The organism is Arthrobacter sp. FW306-1B-G06A, from assembly GCF_058781765.1.
The window spans coordinates 13,889-30,873 of the sequence record NZ_JBYSXB010000029.1; the positions used below are offsets into that span (position 1 = coordinate 13,889).

General features: G+C 64.3%; 18 protein-coding genes. 5 read left to right on the plus strand and 13 right to left on the minus strand.

The window, feature by feature from the left end; translation table 11 throughout:
- Nucleotides 1–15: 15 nt before the first annotated feature.
- The 5 genes from AC3WJM_RS15335 to AC3WJM_RS15355 form a co-directional block, all read right to left on the minus strand.
- Nucleotides 16–858, minus strand: a complete 843-nt coding sequence (locus AC3WJM_RS15335) for a polysaccharide deacetylase family protein (protein ID WP_284988632.1) — start codon at nt 856–858, stop codon at nt 16–18.
- A gap of 71 nt (nt 859–929) precedes the next feature.
- Nucleotides 930–1,355, minus strand: a complete 426-nt coding sequence (locus AC3WJM_RS15340; protein WP_059388508.1) for a CoA-binding protein — start codon at nt 1,353–1,355, stop codon at nt 930–932.
- A 12-nt stretch (nt 1,356–1,367) separates the two neighbouring features.
- On the minus strand, nt 1,368–2,162 hold the full coding sequence (locus AC3WJM_RS15345) for a hypothetical protein (protein ID WP_492272291.1): 795 nt from the start codon (nt 2,160–2,162) through the stop codon (nt 1,368–1,370).
- Nucleotides 2,159–2,713: an RNA polymerase sigma factor gene (locus AC3WJM_RS15350; protein ID WP_059388507.1), complete on the minus strand. Its 555-nt coding sequence runs from the start codon at nt 2,711–2,713 to the stop codon at nt 2,159–2,161. Before AC3WJM_RS15350 ends, AC3WJM_RS15345 begins: the two co-directional genes overlap by 4 nt.
- Nucleotides 2,714–3,105: 392 nt before the next feature.
- The gene (locus AC3WJM_RS15355) at nt 3,106–4,395 is read right to left on the minus strand and encodes an adenylosuccinate synthase (protein ID WP_284988628.1); all 1,290 of its coding nucleotides are present in this window, start codon (nt 4,393–4,395) and stop codon (nt 3,106–3,108) included.
- Between the two features lie 373 nt (nt 4,396–4,768).
- On the opposite strand from AC3WJM_RS15355, the gene AC3WJM_RS15360 reads away from it, so the two are divergent.
- Together AC3WJM_RS15360 and AC3WJM_RS15365 are read left to right on the plus strand one after the other, a co-directional pair.
- Complete coding sequence (locus AC3WJM_RS15360) at nt 4,769–6,460, plus strand: phospholipase C (protein WP_492272292.1); 1,692 nt, start codon at nt 4,769–4,771, stop codon at nt 6,458–6,460.
- Nucleotides 6,461–6,729: 269 nt separating this feature from the next.
- Nucleotides 6,730–7,362: a uracil-DNA glycosylase family protein gene (locus AC3WJM_RS15365; RefSeq protein ID WP_059388504.1), complete on the plus strand. Its 633-nt coding sequence runs from the start codon at nt 6,730–6,732 to the stop codon at nt 7,360–7,362.
- A gap of 144 nt (nt 7,363–7,506) precedes the next feature.
- On the opposite strand, the gene AC3WJM_RS15370 is transcribed toward AC3WJM_RS15365, so the two are convergent.
- From AC3WJM_RS15370 to AC3WJM_RS15380, 3 genes are all read right to left on the minus strand, one after another.
- A complete protein-coding gene (locus AC3WJM_RS15370; protein ID WP_059388503.1) occupies nt 7,507–7,926 on the minus strand; it encodes a DUF3151 domain-containing protein in 420 nt (139 codons plus the stop codon).
- On the minus strand, nt 7,926–9,017 hold the full coding sequence (gene fbaA / locus AC3WJM_RS15375; RefSeq protein ID WP_268819367.1) for a class II fructose-bisphosphate aldolase: 1,092 nt from the start codon (nt 9,015–9,017) through the stop codon (nt 7,926–7,928). The genes AC3WJM_RS15370 and fbaA overlap by 1 nt, the downstream gene beginning before the upstream one ends.
- Nucleotides 9,018–9,113: 96 nt before the next feature.
- Nucleotides 9,114–9,761: a TrmH family RNA methyltransferase gene (locus tag AC3WJM_RS15380; protein WP_332602644.1), complete on the minus strand. Its 648-nt coding sequence runs from the start codon at nt 9,759–9,761 to the stop codon at nt 9,114–9,116.
- A 187-nt stretch (nt 9,762–9,948) separates the two neighbouring features.
- Between AC3WJM_RS15380 and AC3WJM_RS15385 the strand changes: the two genes are divergently transcribed.
- Both AC3WJM_RS15385 and AC3WJM_RS15390 read left to right on the plus strand, forming a co-directional pair.
- A complete protein-coding gene (locus AC3WJM_RS15385) occupies nt 9,949–10,779 on the plus strand; it encodes an HAD-IIA family hydrolase (RefSeq protein WP_113990628.1) in 831 nt (276 codons plus the stop codon).
- Nucleotides 10,780–10,796: 17 nt separating this feature from the next.
- Entirely contained in the window at nt 10,797–11,474 is a 678-nt protein-coding gene (locus AC3WJM_RS15390) for a tyrosine-protein phosphatase (protein ID WP_059388501.1), read from the plus strand.
- Nucleotides 11,475–11,484: 10 nt separating this feature from the next.
- Here the strand turns inward: AC3WJM_RS15390 and AC3WJM_RS15395 are convergent, their stop codons facing one another.
- Together AC3WJM_RS15395 and pyrE are read right to left on the minus strand one after the other, a co-directional pair.
- On the minus strand, nt 11,485–12,534 hold the full coding sequence (locus AC3WJM_RS15395; RefSeq protein ID WP_284988625.1) for a thioesterase domain-containing protein: 1,050 nt from the start codon (nt 12,532–12,534) through the stop codon (nt 11,485–11,487).
- A gap of 67 nt (nt 12,535–12,601) precedes the next feature.
- Nucleotides 12,602–13,174 (minus strand): orotate phosphoribosyltransferase, encoded by a 573-nt coding sequence (gene pyrE / locus AC3WJM_RS15400; protein ID WP_268023778.1) that lies wholly within the window; start codon nt 13,172–13,174, stop codon nt 12,602–12,604.
- 127 nt (nt 13,175–13,301) lie between these two features.
- Here pyrE and AC3WJM_RS15405 point away from each other — a divergent pair, with 127 nt between their 5' ends.
- Complete coding sequence (locus AC3WJM_RS15405; protein WP_284988624.1) at nt 13,302–13,943, plus strand: NADPH-dependent F420 reductase; 642 nt, start codon at nt 13,302–13,304, stop codon at nt 13,941–13,943.
- Between the two features lie 75 nt (nt 13,944–14,018).
- On the opposite strand, the gene AC3WJM_RS15410 is transcribed toward AC3WJM_RS15405, so the two are convergent.
- Genes AC3WJM_RS15410 through AC3WJM_RS15420 form a run of 3 tightly spaced genes read right to left on the minus strand, consistent with a single transcriptional unit; the run spans nt 14,019 to nt 16,983 of the window.
- Nucleotides 14,019–14,930 (minus strand): sugar phosphate isomerase/epimerase family protein, encoded by a 912-nt coding sequence (locus AC3WJM_RS15410; protein WP_284988623.1) that lies wholly within the window; start codon nt 14,928–14,930, stop codon nt 14,019–14,021.
- On the minus strand, nt 14,927–16,141 hold the full coding sequence (locus AC3WJM_RS15415) for a Gfo/Idh/MocA family protein (RefSeq protein ID WP_284988622.1): 1,215 nt from the start codon (nt 16,139–16,141) through the stop codon (nt 14,927–14,929). The genes AC3WJM_RS15410 and AC3WJM_RS15415 overlap by 4 nt, the downstream gene beginning before the upstream one ends.
- Nucleotides 16,138–16,983: a sugar phosphate isomerase/epimerase family protein gene (locus AC3WJM_RS15420; protein ID WP_284988621.1), complete on the minus strand. Its 846-nt coding sequence runs from the start codon at nt 16,981–16,983 to the stop codon at nt 16,138–16,140. Before AC3WJM_RS15420 ends, AC3WJM_RS15415 begins: the two co-directional genes overlap by 4 nt.
- Nucleotides 16,984–16,985 lie beyond the last annotated feature (2 nt).

A 16,985-nucleotide genomic window follows, 5' to 3' on the forward strand; every position in this document is an offset into this window, starting at 1 on the left:
AGCGGACCGATCGCCTCACGCAACGTCCAGGAAGTCCTCGAGGAGCACCACTTCCAGGCCAGCAGCCACTTGCGCCGAGCGGAAGGCCTCGAAGTCCGCCGCGAATTCGGGGCGGAAGTGCATCAGGACGATGTCGCCCGGCCGGAGGGAATTGCCGTACTGGTAGTCCATCCGCCCGGCATTGGCCTTGGCCTCCCACGTAACGATCGCCTTCAAGCCGGCGGCGGCCACGGCTTGCCGCATGGCGGTCGAATAGGCACCGCCCGGAGGCCTGAACAGGGTGGGCTTGCGGCCGTACTGCTGGAGGGCGAAATCCTGCATTCCTGCGATGTCGTCAAGCTGCCGCTGGTAACCCCATTGAGTGGTCATGTTGACGTTGTGGCTGACCGTGTGGTTTTCAACCAGGCTCCCCTGCGCCATGAATGCCTTGAAGAACGCGGGGTTGTCGCGGACCGTGTTGCTCGTCAGGAAGAGCGTGGCCGGGTAGCCGTTCTCCGCGAGGAGCCGGACGCTTTCCGGGGACTTGACCAGTCCGTCGTCGATCGTGAGGAACACCACGGGATGTTTGGTGGGGATTTTGGTGATCACGGGAGCCAGTCCGCCTTGGATTGGCGGCAGCGTGAAGTCGGGGGTGAAGGGGTTCCGGAGCCGCCCGGGACCCGCAGGGCTTGGCGTGGGACTCATCGCGGCGCTTGCGGACGACGACGGCGAGAGGCCCACCGTGCGGGGCGCCGCCGTCGGGCTTTCCGCGGACTGGTTTCCCGGGACCGCGCATGCCCCCAGCCCGGCCACGAGGGAAGCCCCGAGGAAACCGAGCGCGGTGCGCCGGCTGGCGGTGGAGGGATGGTGGTCACACATGGGGATTCCCTGGTCTCGAAAGGGTGATTGCCTCCAAAACATACCAGCGGCCGGTTAACAGAAAACGACGGCTAGATGCCGCTCCGCCAGCCCATCTGGGCCGGGCAAGCGTTCATGACGACGTCCAGGCCCGCAGCTTTGGCCCGCTCCGCTGCATCCTCGTCAATGACTCCGAGCTGGAGCCACACAGCTTTCGCTCCCACGGCAATCGCTTCGTCCACCACCGCGCCGACGCGCGAGGAGTTCACAAAGCAATCGACGACGTCGATGGGCTGTTTCTCGAGGGGCACGTCCGCAAGGAATTTGTACCCGGTTTCGCCGTGGACGTCTTCGCCCTTTTGGTTGATCGGGATGATCTCCATGCCCATGGTGTCGCGAACGTAGAGGGCGACTTCGAACGCGGAGCGCCACTCATTCGTGCTGAGTCCCACGATGGCCCAGCGGCCCTTTGTTCGCATCAGCCGGTCAATGACTGCCGGATCGTTGACATGTGTCATAGCTTCAGCCTACTAGCGGGACAGCAGTCCAAGGAGCCAGCGCAACGAAGGCCCGGCAGGCTTCAGGGACACGTCGTCCTGGGTGTTCCCGACTGCTTGCTGCACTCCGTTTTGGAGGTCCTTCGCCGTGGGGGCTGATGGGATGGCGGTTTTGGGCTGCGGAAGGATTCCCTGCGAATCGTTCTTAGGCTCGGTGTGGGCTGCCTTCGGGGCTTGCTCCTGCGTTAGCTGGCTTGCCGGAGCCCGACCGGCCGCCGGTGCTTCCGGCGCGTGCGCAGCCTCGCCAGTACCAGCTGGAGCAGTGACCACGGGATCGGCCGAGGGGCCCGCCACCGGGGGCGCCGGCGGCAGGTCAACGGGCGCCGGGTGCGTCGTAACCTTCGGGGAGTCCTGGGCGGGGGCCGGAGGTACCAGCGACGGCGGAGCTGTGGTCCAAGCGGGCGCCCAGCCGGAGATCAGCGTCTGCATGAATTCCGGCGTTCCCTTGCTGAATCCGCCGCTCGCGGCCGCAACGCCACCAACACCCAGGCCCATGGCGGTCAGGACCGCAGCACCAATAACGGCGGGGCGATGCTTGCGCAACTGACGCCGCTTGCCGAGCTCGTCGAGGGGAAGAGTCTCGCCCACAGCCGAGCCAGCCAACATCGCCGCGAGCGCGGGCCCGAGGACAGGCGCCGGCATGGAGGCAAACGATTCCAGTGCCTTCAACGAATCCGTGACTTCAGGGGCGTCCGTGAGGCCAGCCTCAAGCATGAGCTCGAGGATGACCGCGTCGCGGTCAATGTCCTTGCAATCCCAACGCATCATGGTGCCACGTATTCCTTTACTACCGAGTGCTCGCGGAGTGAATTCAACGCCCGGCGCTGCAGTTGTTTGACTGCGCCTTGGCTTTTCCCCATGATTTCGGCTGCTTGGTCAACGGTCAGACCGGCAACAATACGAAGGGTCAGGACTTCCCGCTGATCTTCCCCAAGGAGGTCCAGCAGCGCCATGACTTCCCCGGGCGCCACGCGGTTCATCGCTTCGGCTTCTGCCGAATTCGACTGGCGCGTGTCACGTTCAGGTTCAAACTCGTGATGCTCAGGTGCCCTGCTTTGACGGCGGTGGTCATCCACCATCCGCGCATGGGCCACCGAGAACACGAACGTCCGCAGACCGCTGACGCCGCCCGTGATCGTCTCGACGCGAGGCAGGACGGCAAGAAAAACGTCTTGTGTGACAGCTTCGGGATCCGAGACACCTTTCGCCGTCAGGTAGCCGAGCACCTGGCCCGCAAAGGCCTGGTAGACGGCGCTGAACAGTTCAGCTTCGCGGCCGCGAAGGGCCAGCAATGCTGCATCGGTCAAGGCGTCGGTCACTGAAGCGTGGCTTTCGTTGGGGAGCGAATGTCCGGATCCATGCGAGATCCTCGGTGCCGCCCAAACGCGGCAGGGCCGGGCAACCTCACCTAGCTTAACCGCTGCTCCCGCTATGCCCAAGGACCAGCCTTCGGTTCCGGGGGCTTGCCTCTCCCGAACTTTTTGCACATCCACGAAACCCCTTCAGACATGAAAAGGGCCGAGCTGAAACATGATGGGGGACAAATTTCAGCTCGGCCTTTCAAAGAGGTAATCGTCGGGGCACCCCAAAGGGTTACGCGGATTCCAAAAGTTTTTTCCGACGGCGTTTTGTGTGCCTTTTGGCGCGGAACGCACGCGGCGGGCCACCCCTGAAAGGGCGACCCGCCGACGTCGTGATTTAGCTGTGGTGACTAGTCCTCGATGAGGTCGTGCACCACGATCGTCTGGTCCCGGTCCGGGCCGACGCCGATCGCGGAGAAGCGCGTGCCGGAGAGCTTCTCGAGGGCCAGCACGTACCGGCGGGCGTTCTCGGGGAGGTCTTCGAGCGTCTTGGCGCCGGTGATGTCCTCGGTCCAGCCGTCGAAGTACTCGAAGATCGGCACTGCGTGGTGGAACTCGGTCTGGGTCATGGGCATTTCGTCGTGGCGGACGCCGTCGACGTCGTAGGCCACGCAGACCGGGATCTGCTCGATGCCGGTCAGGACGTCCAGCTTGGTGACGAAGTAGTCCGTGAAGCCGTTGACGCGGGATGCGTGGCGGGCCAGGACGGCGTCGTACCAGCCGCAGCGGCGCGGGCGGCCGGTGTTGACGCCGAACTCGCCGCCTGTTTTCTGCAGGTACATGCCCATCTCGTCGAAGAGCTCCGTGGGGAACGGGCCGGCGCCGACGCGCGTGGTGTAGGCCTTGATGATGCCGATGGACCGCGAGATCCGGGTGGGTCCGATGCCCGAGCCAACGGACGCGCCGCCGGCGGTCGGGTTGGACGACGTCACGAACGGGTAGGTGCCGTGGTCGACGTCCAGGAACGTGGCCTGGCCGCCCTCCATGAGGACCACCTTGCCCTCATCCAGTGCGTTGTTGAGGACCAGCGTGCTGTCAATGACCAGCGGCCGCAGACGCTCGGCGTAGGACAGGAAGTAATCCACGATCTCGTCCACCACCACATTGCGGCGGTTGTAGACCTTGACCAGGAGCTCGTTCTTTTGGCGCAGCGAGCCTTCCACCTTCTGGCGGAGGATCGATTCGTCGAAGACATCCTGCACGCGGATACCCAGGCGGGCCACCTTGTCCATGTAGGCCGGGCCAATGCCCCGGCCTGTGGTGCCGATGGCGCGGCTGCCGAGGAAGCGCTCCGTGACCTTGTCCAACACCTGGTGGTACGGCGCCACGAGGTGGGCATTCGCGGAGACACGCAATCGGGAGGTGTCTGCGCCGCGGGCTTCCAGGCCATCGATCTCCTGGAACAGCGCTTCAAGGTTCACCACGCAGCCGTTGCCGATGATCGGAATCGCGTTGGGGCTCAGAATGCCGGCAGGAAGGAGCTTGAGCTCATACTTCTCACCGCCCACCACAACGGTGTGCCCGGCGTTGTTGCCGCCGTTGGGCTTGACCACGTAGTCAACGCGGCCACCGAGCAGGTCGGTTGCTTTGCCTTTGCCTTCGTCGCCCCATTGGGCTCCGACGATCACGATAGCTGGCATGGGATCCTCCCCCATTCTTTCGGGCCGGTCCTGGCGGGATCACCAAGGCTCAGCGCCGTACATGAGAACGCCCCGAATCTTTCGGTCCTGCCCGCAGACTTTCGCAAAAGTTCATCGGCGGGATCAGCAAGAGTTCCGGGGCTCTTACCAGCCAAGTTTAGCCGATGCGGCTCTTGGACCTGTTGTCACACGGTCGGAAGGCGACATGAAAACAGGGAGGGCGCCCTCGAAGTTCCCCGTGAGCAGAATGTGAACTCTTCCCAAACAGTCCGCTTCGAGCCTCCAAAACGGCCCTCGGGCCCCAGGCGAGCGGCTACATTCTTTGTGAATCCTCACCCCCAGCGGGCACTTCCGTGAATCTGAAGGGAAATCAATGAATTTTCGCAACAAGCGGCTCTTGTCAACGGCAGGAGTGAGCGCACTCGCAGCATCCACGATCGCTGCCGGCATGATCGGGTTCGGCCTGACGCCGGCCTCGGCCAATAACGACCACAAGGACACCGCGACGCCTATCAAGCACGTCGTCGTAATTTTCGGCGAGAACGTCTCCTTCGACCACTACTTCGCGACGTATCCGCAGGCAGCCAACACGGCAGGCGAAACCCAGCAAGGCAGCAGCGCAGCGGCTCCCGCGTTCACGGCGGCCAAGAACACTCCGAAAAACATCGCCACCCTCGCCAACGACAAGCTCTTGGCACCTAACAATCCCAACTCGGTCCAGCCCCAGCGGCTGACTCCGGGCCAGGCAATCACGTGCGACCAGGACCACGAATACACCGCGGAGCAGAAGGCCTACAACGGTGGCCTGATGAACAAGTTCGTCGAGAACACGAGTATGGACACCTGTTCGGGTGGCCAGTTCGGGCGTCCCGGGCTCACCATGGACTACTACGACGGCAACACCGTCACCGGGATCTGGAACTACGCCCAGAACTTCGCCATGAGCGACTCACACTTCAGCACCGTTTTCGGCCCGTCCAGCCCCGGCGCGCTCAACCTCGTGTCCGGCCAGACCCACGGCGTCACCGAATTCACCGCCGCCGGACAGCCCGTCAAGCCGGCAAGCAGCGACTACACGGTCAAGTTCCCTGACGCGAACGGCGTCGGCACCATGACGGAAGACCCGGATCCGGTCTACGACGACTGCTCCAACAAGAGCCACGCAAGCAAGAACAACCTCGCCGGCATGCAGGGCAAGAACATCGGCGACCTGCTCAACGACAAGGGCGTCAGCTGGGGCTGGTTCCAGGGCGGCTTCGCCCCGACGACGCCGGCCACGGACACCACGCCGGCAGCCTGCATGACCACCCACACCAACATCGCGGGTGCCACGGTGACTGACTACAACCCGCACCACCAGCCGTTCCAGTACTACAAGTCAACGTCCAACCCCCACCACCTTGCTCCGGCCAGCGTGGACGAAATCGGACACAACGGCCAGGCCAACCACCAGTACGACACCACGGACTTCGCGAAGGTGGTCAACTCGGACAACATGCCTGCAGTCTCCTTCCTGAAGGCGGGTAACTACCAGGACGGCCACGCCGGCTACTCCGATCCCCTGGACGAGCAGAAGTTCATCACGCAGCAGGTGAACGCCATCCAGAACTCGAAGAACTGGGAAAACACCGCAATCGTCCTCGCCTACGATGACTCCGATGGCTGGTACGACCACGTCGCGGCTGGCGTGAAGAACTCCTCCAACACCACTGACGACGCCGCATGGTGCCTCAACGCGTACAACAAGGGTGTCCCGATGGCCGGAGGCTATGCGGACCGTTGCGGCCCCGGCCCCCGCCAGCCGCTCGTGGTGATCTCGCCCTTCGCGAAGAAGAACTTCGTGGACCACACCCAGACGGACCAGTCATCCATCCTTCGCTTCATCGAGGACAACTGGCACACCGGCCAGATCGGCGACTCCTCGGCGGACGCCAAGGCCGGCTCCATCAACGCGATGTTCAACTTTGACAACGCGCGGGACGTGAAGCTTATCCTCAACGAATCGAACGGCACCGTGGTCTCCCGGACCAAGGAAAGCGACGACCAGAACGAGAACAAGCAGTAGCAAGGTACTTCCGAAACGGCACCGTCCCGAATGCATCGGGATGGTGCCGTTTCCGTTAACGTACGGCCTAGCGCACGGCCCGGTCCATGCCCGGAAGCCGGCTCCCGCCGTCGAGAGTCCCACCACAGAAGTCCCGATTCACCCCACAGCTCACCGCCGTTCCGGTAGAGTTAACCAGCCCCCAACACTGCACCCAATCTGACCGGTCGCGGCAAACCGCTCCCGGCCGGATAAGTGCGCCTCGCTACACGTAGGAGACCCAAGCCCATATGCAAGACCTGGCGACTGAAACACGCGAAGAGCAGCTCTGGAACCGACGTTTCGAACCCCACATCGCCGAGGTCACGGGGCTTTGCGATTCCCTCAAAGAACAGAAGCCGGGCAGCGAAGTCCTCTACGTGGACCCCGTCCACAGCGTTGACGAGTGCCGCATCATCAGCCTTTTCTCCAACACCCGCACCACGGAGGGCTCGGGCTTCATCGTCCCGGGTGACGCGGATGCCACCACCCGCATGGTGGGCATGCAGTGGCAGTTGGGCCTTCGTCCCGAACTCATGATGCCGTGGAACGTCTACCCGTGGATCGAGCCCGACGGCGAACCGGGCAAGCTGACTCCTGCCAACATCACCGAAGGCCTCAAACCGCTCCTGCGCCTGCTGGCGATCGTGCCGCGCACGTCCGTGCTGGTAGCCCACGGCAATGAAGCCCATCGATTGGCAGACCAGCTGATGAAGGCTGCTCCGCAGAGCATCCACCGCCGCGGCTTCAAGACATTCAAGGTCCGCTCGCTCGGTGGGCGTTCCTTCGCCGGCTCCCCCACGCGCCAGCAGGAGTACCTGGACCTCATTCATGGCGCCTACGCCGAGGCCATGGCCCGGACCGGCCTCACCCCGGTCTCCTAGGACCCGCCCGACCCAACTGACTCGCATTTGTTGTCGTTATGACGCCTCATAACGACATTAACTGCGAGTTAGTTGGGTGGGGAAAGCGCGACGGCGGCCGCCCACCTGAGTGGGAGGCCGCCGTCGGCGTTTAATTCACTTGTCCTAGCCTTCGATCGCTGCCTTCGCGGCGGGATCGGAGTCGTTCAGGAATTTCTCGATCCGCTCCGGTTCCTCAGCCTCGCCGATGGCGGCAGATGCCCGGCCGAGGGAGTACAGGGCGCGCAGGAATCCCCTGTTGGGCTCGTGCTCCCACGGGATGGGCCCGACGCCGCGCCAACCGTTGCGCCGCAGCGAATCCAGTCCGCGGTGGTAACCCACGCGGGAATACGCATAGGAATCGATGGTCCGGCCGTCAGCCCAGGCTTCTTCGGCCAGGATCGCCCACAGCAACGAAGACGTGGGGTACTTGGCCACGAGGTCCAGGGCCTCCTGCCCCAAGGCAAGGTGCTGGTATACCTCGGTCTCGGCAGGGAGAAGCGTCGGCTCCGGGCCCATCAGGTTCTTGCGGAATTCGTCGGACATTAGAAGGTCTTGCCTACCGAACCGAGCTGCTTTGCGGCTTCCACGATGCGGGCAGCCATGCCGGCTTCGGCGGAGGCTCCCCAGACGCGGGGGTCATAGGTCTTCTTGTTGCCCATTTCGCCGTCGACCTTTAGGACGCCGTCGTAGTTCGAGAACATGTGTCCGGCAACCGGGCGGGTGAACGCGTACTGGGTGTCGGTGTCGATGTTCATCTTGATGACGCCGTAGGAAACAGCGTCAGCGATTTCCTGCTCGGTGGAGCCGGAGCCGCCGTGGAAGACGAGGTCGAACGGGTTGGTCTTGCCGATCTTGGCACCGACCTCGGCCTGGATCTGCTTGAGCAGTTCGGGGCGGAGCTTGACGTTGCCCGGCTTGTACACGCCGTGCACGTTGCCGAAGGTCAGGGCGGTCAGGTAGCGGCCGTTCTCGCCGGCGCCGAGTGCCTCGATGGTGGCGAGGGCGTCTTCGGTGGTGGTGTAGAGCTTCTCGTTGATCTCGTTCTCGACGCCGTCTTCCTCGCCGCCGACCGTGCCGATTTCAACCTCGAGGATGATCTTGGCCGCAGCTGCGCGTTCCAGGAGTTCGCGGCCGATCCGCAGGTTCTCGGACAGGGTCTCGTGCGAACCGTCCCACATGTGCGAGTTGAAGATCGGGTCCTTGCCGGCCTTGACGGCTTCCTCGGAAGCGGCCAGCAGCGGCAGGACGAAATCAGCCAGCTTGTCCTGCGGGCAGTGGTCCGTGTGGAGGGCGATGTTCACGTTGTAGTTCTTGGCGACTTCGCGGGCGAAAGCCGCGAAACCCAAGGAGCCGGCAACCATGTCCTTGACGGAGGCGCCGGACCAGTAGGCAGCACCACCGGTGGAGACCTGGATGATGCCGTCCGATTCGGCCTCGGCAAAGCCGCGGATGGCGGCGTTCAGGGTCTGCGACGAGGTCACGTTCACTGCCGGGAACGCGTATCCACCGGCCTTCGCGCGGTCGATCATCTCGGAGTAAATCTCTGGGGTTGCGATGGGCATGCTGACTCCTATGCTGATTTTCGTCTGTGGGTTTTGTTGACCCTGGAGTAGACCTATACGGCTAGGCACCATCCTAGCGACTGAAGAATCCGACACCGTGTTTCCGGTCACGGAGACGGGTAACACTTGCGGACCTTTTGCCGCCGGGTCCTCTCAGGACGGGCTGACTCAAGACACGCGCTGGCCGAAGTTGTGCCGGCGGATCCAGGCGTGCATCGCGATGGCCGCGGCCGACGCCGCGTTCATGGACCGCGTGGAACCATACTGCTCAATCGACAAAGTGGCGACGGCGGCGTCGTGCACCTCGGGAGTCAGGCCGGGGCCCTCCTGCCCGAACACGAGGACGCAGTTGCGCGGAAGTTCGTAGGTTTCCAGCGGCACGGAATCGGGGAAGATGTCGATGCCGATGATGGCCAGCCCCTCCCCCTGCGCCCACTCCACGAAATCCTCCACGGTGGGGTGGTGGCGGACGTGCTGGTAGCGGTCGGTGACCATGGCGCCGCGACGGTTCCACCGGCGTCGTCCGATGATGTGGACCTCCTTGGCGAGGAACGCATTGGCCGTACGCACTACGGTGCCGATGTTGAGGTCGTGCTGCCAGTTCTCAATGGCAATGTGGAAATCGTGCCGGTGGGCGTCCAGGTCCGCGACAATCGCTTCGTGCTTCCAGTACCGGTATTTGTCCACGACATTGCGGCGGTCGCCGTCCGCCAGGAGGTCCGGGTCCCACTGCTCGCCTTCCGGCCAGTCGCCCTCCCAGGGCCCGACGCCGACCTCCGGTTTCGCTTCGGACTCCCCTTCGGTAGAGGAGAGGATGGGCGGGACAGCAGCGGAGTCGGTGGGGGCAGGGTTCTGGGGCCGGTCAGTCACTCCTCAACCCTAGCCCGGCCAGTGCCGCATGCGGCGCCGATACCCGGCCCCGTAACGCAGGACACCCGGGTGTCTCGGAGACCGAAAGATGAAAGACTTGGGACGAGAAGCAGCCACTACGCGGAGGAAAAGCATGGAGAACGCAACCGAGGCCCCCAAGAGCTCAGCCCTTTACCGCAACGGACACGAAATCGAATGCTGGCTCACGGACATGGACGGTGTCCTTGTCCACGAAAACCAAGCGGTTCCCGGAGCGGCTGAACTGATCCAGCGCTGGGTGGACACCTCCAAGCGATTCCTCGTCCTCACGAACAACTCCATCTTCACGCCGCGGGACTTGGCAGCCCGGTTGAGCTCCTCAGGCCTGGAAATCCCGGAAGAGAACATCTGGACATCGGCCCTGGCCACGGCCCAGTTCCTCAAGGACCAGGTGCAGGGCTCCGAGTCCGGGAACCGCGCCTACACCATCGGTGAGGCAGGGCTCACGACGGCGCTGCACGAGGCCGGCTTCATCCTCACCGACCAGAACCCGGACTTCGTGGTGCTCGGCGAAACCCGCACCTACTCCTTCGAAGCGATCACCATGGCCATCCGGCTGATCCTCGCGGGGGCGCGTTTCATCGCCACCAACCCGGATGCCACCGGTCCCTCCAAGGACGGGCCGATGCCCGCCACCGGCGCCATCGCCGCGCTTATCTCCAAGGCGACCGGCCGCGAGCCCTACATTGTGGGCAAGCCAAACCCCATGATGTTCCGTTCCGCGATGAACCAGATCGACGCGCACTCCGAGACCACGGCAATGATCGGTGACCGCATGGACACCGACATCATCGCGGGCATGGAAGCCGGGCTGCACACGGTCCTGGTGCTCAGCGGCATCACCCAGCGGGAGGACATCGCGGCCTTCCCGTTCCGGCCGAACCAGGTCCTGAACTCGGTAGCGGACCTCAAAAACCAGATCTAAGAAGAAGGGCCGGTGCCATGGCTGTGCTGAACCTCCGGTCCCTGGCCGGTGGCCGTATCCTGAGGGGCAGCCAGCCATTTGGCATGGACACCGCGGCGACGGCCGCGTTCCTGGAACGTCATGGCATCCAGGCCGTCGTGGATCTCCGGAGCGCGTACGAGCGCGCCATCGTGCCCTGGCAACTTGCCAACGGCGCGGTGGAGCTCGTGGAGAACCCCCTCGATCCGCGTACCGCTTCTGCTGGGCTCCAATCGATCCACACGGCCGAAGACCTTGGCGAGCTGTACCTTGGCTGGGTTCGCGCCCGCCCGGATTGGGTGGCCGAATCGCTGCGTCCCGCGGCCCAAGGCAAGCGGACGCTCATCCACTGCTCGCTCGGCAAGGATCGCACCGGCGTCGTATCCGCTCTGGCGCTCCTCGCGACGGGCGCTGACCGCGCGGCCGTCGTGGCGGACTACGCCGCAAGCACCGCGGCCCTCCCCACAATGCTGGAAACAATGTCAGCAGCTTGGCGGCTGGCTGTCCCCGAGGTTCCGGAGGAGGCATTCAGTCCCTCGCTCATGCTGCTGCAATCCCCCGAAGCCGCGATGGAATACTTCCTGGACCGTTTCGGGCACGAGTTCGGCGACGCGGCGGATTACTTGCGCGTCGCCGGCCTCAGCGGTTCCGAGCTGGACGGACTGCGGCGCAGGTAGGGAGGCACCGTCAGTAGAACACCACCCGCGAGCCGGCCCGGGGCAGCGGAAACAGTTCGTTCTCCAGGTCCTCAATGATCGGATTGTAGATAAAGGGATTCCACTGCGGGCTCGCATGGGCGGGGCGGGCGCCGTCGGTCCTGCGGCCCGTGGACGCGATGTTGAGGGGGAATACCTTGGCCCACGCGGCCCGGGCGGTTTCGTAGTTCACGGTGTCATCGTTCGGGTTTCCGATGAAGGCCATGCGGGTGTCTCCCAGCCCGTCGACAAACCGTGTGCCGTCAAAGTGGTAGATGTAGTCCGATTCGCTCTGGATCAGCACGCTCGACGGCGCGATCGGCGAGAGCTGCTCCAAGGTCTGGTCCCAGATCTGCCCCCATGTGCGTTCGTGCTTGTTCACCACGCGCTCGCCCAGCTCATAGCCGCCGCGGAGGACTGACGGAACCTGGAAGCCGCTCTCGTACAAGAACACGACGCCGTCGAACCAGCTTTGGTCGAGGATGTCGTACTTACTGAACGGCGAGGAATCCAACAGGATCAGCTTGACGCTGACGTTGCGTTCACGCAGGCGTGCGGCCACCTCAGTGGCCAACATCCCGCCGAAACTGTGGCCGTAGAAATACAGGGTGTTCAGCTTGCGCTCATTGATATAGGCGAGCACAGCGTCCACCACCTCAGTGACTTCCATCCCCAGGTTGGAGTATCCGACGGCGGCCATCTGGCCGCGCTGCCGGAGCGAACCGCGGATCGAGTTGAGGATCCATTGGGCCTCTTCCCAGCTCGTCTTATAGCCGGGAAAGAGGATCCAACTCGAGTTGGGGTAGTACGACTCCGCGAAATCGTCCCCGACCGGGAGGATCTTGGTGGTGCGGCGTTCCGCCTGGACCTGGCGGGTGAACAGCATGTCCGCTGCGAGGGCCGTGGAAGCACCGGCTCCAATCAGGAAGGAACGGCGGGAAAAGCTCTTCAGCTCGGCGGCTTGGCGGAGCACCCGGGCAAGGGAGCCCGGGTCCTGCCAGCGCTGCTGCCTCCGAGGGAATTTCCCCGCCCGATAGTTCACGCAGCCAGCTTAGGCGCTTCGGCGGACGGGCACACGGTCCCTTCAAACCCGCCCGGCCTTGGCAGAGTTAGTCGAGTCCCAGCTCGTCCTTGCCGAAGGCGAAGAGGTACGGCACGCCGGTTTCGGCCTCGATCTTTTCCTTGGCGCCAGTGTTGCGGTCCACGATGACGGCCACGGCCACCACGTTGCCACCGGCCTTGCGGACGCCCTCGACGGCGGTCAGTGCCGAGCCGCCGGTGGTGGAGGTGTCCTCGAGAACCACGACGTTCCGGCCTTCCACTGAGGGACCCTCAACCTGGCGGCCCATGCCGTAGGACTTCTGGGCCTTGCGCACCACGAAGGCGTCAACCGCGCGGCCGGCGTCGGCCGCGGCGTGCATCACGGCGGTCCCGACCGGGTCCGCACCCATCGTCAGGCCACCGGCGCACTCAACGGCGATTCCGGCGTCGTCGATCATGGAGAGCATCACCTGGCCAACAAGCTTCGAAGCCTCGTGGTGGAGGGTGATGCGCCGCAAGTCGATGTAGTAGTCCGCCTCGGCACCACTGGAAAGGATCACCTTGCCGCGGACAACCGCCAGTTCTTTGATCAATTCAAGGAGGCGGGCACGGGCAGCGGCAGTGTCAACAGCGGGAGTCATGGTGCCCATTCTACGTAAAGCCGTTCGACGCAAGGGAATGGCGAGCGTCATGCACTGTCCACGGCGCCGGCACGTCACCCGCCGTAACCTGTGAAATATCTGCGCGGGAGGCGGTGTTCCCGCACATATGACAACAATCGGAATCATCGGTGCAGGACACATTGGCAGCCAAGTCGCCCGCAAAGCAGTCGAGCTTGGCTATGACGTAGTGATCAGCAACTCGCGGGGACCGGAAACCCTGGCGGAACTGGTGGCGGAGCTTGGCGAACATGCCCGGGCCGCAACACCGGCCGAGGCAGCAGCGGCGGGCGATTTCGCCGTCGTGACCGTTCCCCTCAGGAGCTACCAGGACATTCCCGTGGAACCGCTCGCGGGCAAGATTGTGATCGACACGAACAACTACTATTGGGAGCGGGACGGCCGCATCCCGGAGCTCGACAAGGGCGAGGCCACCACGTCGGGCCTGCTGCAGAAGCACCTGCCCACGTCCAAGGTCGCCAAGGGCTTCAACCACATCATGGCGAAGGAGATCGGCACTGACGGCTCCCCGTCAGGCGCCGAGAACCGCCGCGCATTGGCCACCGCCAGCGACTACCCCGAGGCGGCGGAACTCGTGGCGAAGCTCTACGACGAGTTCGGCTTCGACACCGTCAACATCGGCCCGCTCGATGAGAGCTGGCGCGTGGAGCGTGACCGCCCGGCCTACGTGGTGCGGCAGAACGCTGCGGAACTGAAGGACAACCTGGCCAAGGCACCGCGCACCATCTGAGCAACCTCCAAACAACACAGCAGCCGCTTGCCTCCTAAAGGCAAGCGGCTGCTGTGTTTAGGCGTGGACGCCCGGTCAGGATGCAGAAGCGGGATCGACAACGGCGAACCCCGCCAAGGCGGCTGCCTTGCGGACATAAGCCAAGTTGGACGCCGTCCGTTCCTCCAAGGGAAGCTCGGTGGAAAAGTCCTCCAGCGTGACCCAGGAGTCGTAGCCGACGTCAGCGAGCGCCCGGAAGTAGGCGAGGACACTCGCCTGGCCCTCGGCAAGAGGGGCCCATTCGTTGACCCACACGGCCGCACCCGAATCGTCTTTCGAGTCGGTTCGGACCCAGCGGGCGTTCTTCACATGGACATGTGCCAAATAGGGGCCGAGGAGCTGGAGGGCAGGCAAAGGTGATTCCCAGCCCTCGATCAGCAGATTGCCGAGGTCGTGGATAACGCCGACATGCCGCGGATCCAGGCCTTCCAACAATCGACGGGCCGAGGAGGCCGACGCCGTCACGGTTCCATGATGAAGTTCCACGAGGGCTTTGACGCCGTGGTGTGCTGCACGGGAAGCAACCCACTCGTAGTGTTCCCGGGTGGCGGCAAAGAGTTCCGGGTAGGGCAGGCCTGTGGGTTCCGGGCCGCCCATGTTCGAGTTGCCCAGCGGCAGCACGTTCACCCGGACCTGCCTGGCACCCAAGGCCGCTGTCGCCGCGAGGACCCGATCGACGTCGTCGTGGTTGTCGCAGCGGGCGTAGCCGCCGAGGCCGGAGAATTCCAACCCTGAATCGGCGGTGAGCCGGGCAATCTCCGGGACCGAATCTTCCAGGCCCGTCATGGGCCAGGTGGCACGGTTCCCTGCCCAGAAGCCCGGTTCTGCTGCCTCTGCCTGGTCCGTGACCCGCCATTCGATGCCGTCCCACCCTTGGGCGGCGAGCTTGGTGGCGGCTTCCTGCGGCGACCACTCGGGCGTGGATGCGGTGAAGACGGAGAACTTCATGCCGATACCTCCTCGCGGGCGTCCGGGTGGGAAGCAGCCCCGCCAGTACGGACCTCCACGTTGTTGTACTTGCCCGCTATGACATCGTCGATCAGCACCGGCTGGCCCAGGGTTGCCGAGACATACAGAGCGCGCACCGTGGCCAAGGCGGTCACGGCGTCCCGGACGGTAACGCCCGCGGGGCGTCCTTCCCGGATCGCCGCGACGATGTCGCGGTACTGCCGGACATGTCCAGCCGGGTACACCGTGGGATCCAGTGCTTCGACGGTGTCGTCAGGGTATTTGGCGAGCTCGACGGCGGCCTGGTTCCCGCCGCCGAGGATGCCCATCGCACTGCTCTCCGAAGGATCGGCGGCGTCTGATGCGTGGAAGTACGCGAGGTCGTCGTTGTCGATCACTGCGGAACCCTTGCTGCCCATCACCTGGAGGCGGACCGTCAAGCCAGGGTACGCCGCCGTCGTCGCGTGCAGCACGGCAAGGGCCCCGGACTCGAAGGTGACGGTAGCTACGGCGGTGTCCTCCACTTCAACACCTTCGTGGGCGAGAAGGGCGGTCTTGGCGCTGATCTCAAGGGGCCGGCCGAGGAACCACAAGAGCAGGTCCACGGTGTGCACGCCCTGGTTCATGATGGCGCCTCCGCCGTCCATGGCCCAGGTTCCGCGCCACGCGCCCGAATCGTAGTAGCCCTGGCTCCGCCACCAGCTGACCGAGGCGACGGCCGAGGTCAGCGTACCGAAGCGTCCGGCTCGGCGGGCCTCGTCCACCACCCGGCTGGCCGGATCGAAGCGGTGCTGGCTGATCACCGTGGCCACCAAGCCCTTGGCCTCGGCGGCCTTGGCCGCGGCCAGGATCTCGTCCGCCTTGACCAAGTCAACGTCAAGGGGCTTTTCGATCACCACGTGCTTGCCGGCGTCGAGCGCTTCCAGCGCTTGCTGGATATGCAGCCCGCTGGGCGTCGAGACGATGACCAGGTCCACGGGTACAGCGGCGAGCGCCTCGGCGAGCGTCAGGAAGACTGCCGGCCTCGGGTCGCCCTGGGCTTCGATCTTGGTGGCGAGCGCCTCGGAAGCCTCGGAAACCACATCCACAAGGGCCGTGATGACGATCTCCGGGAATTCGCGGACCGCGGCCGAGTGGGTGCGGCCGATCACGCCGCACCCTACGATTGCGGCCCGGATCTCCGCGCCGGAAGCGTTTGAGGCCTCGCTCACTTCGTCTCCACTCCTGCTTCATTGAGGACTTTCGCGAATGCCCTCGCTGCGATCCCGAACGCCGTCGGGCCGGAGAAACCGCCCAGTCCGTGGGCGCCGGCCAAGTGCGGCTCGAGGCTCGCGAAACCCGTGTAGCCGTCGGCCTTCAAGGCCTCGACAGTGCGGAGCACATCGCCGTCGCCCTCGCCCGCCGGGACCACGTGGGCGTTCGAGAACAAGGCATCCTTCACCTGCAGGTACTCAAGGTGTGGGCGGAGCTTGGCGTAGCCGTCCTCGAAAGGCTTGACGCCTACCTGGACGAAATTCGCCGCGTCCCAAGCCACCTTGAGCGCGGGAGAGGCCACGGTTTCGATGATGTCCAGGACCCGTTCGGGGATGTCTCCGTAGATGTCCTTCTCGTTCTCGTGCAGAAGAACGACGCCGGACTCTTCCGCCACGTCCGCAAGGGCACGCATGCGTTCGATGACCGCCTCCCGGATGCTCTCCACCGCCACGTCCTCGCCGTAGTAGAAGGAGAAGATCCGGATGTAGCGGGATTCCAGGACCTGTGCCGCGTTGACTGCCCGGCGGAGCCTTTCCACCTCGTGCTCGACGGGGAGGGAAACGTCCACTTTCCCGATCGGCGAGGCGATCGCGGAAACCTTCATGTCCGCGGCATCCAGCAAGGACTTCAATTCACGAAGCTGTGCGTCATCCAGATCCACGATGTTGGTGCCCCAGGCGCTGCGGACCTCAATGTGCTTGGCTCCCAATGCCTGCATCACGGCAATCTGGATCTTGGGGTCGTCGTCGATCTCGTCGCCGAAGCCCGAGAGCTCCCATTCAACAGCTGGCGTGCTCATAG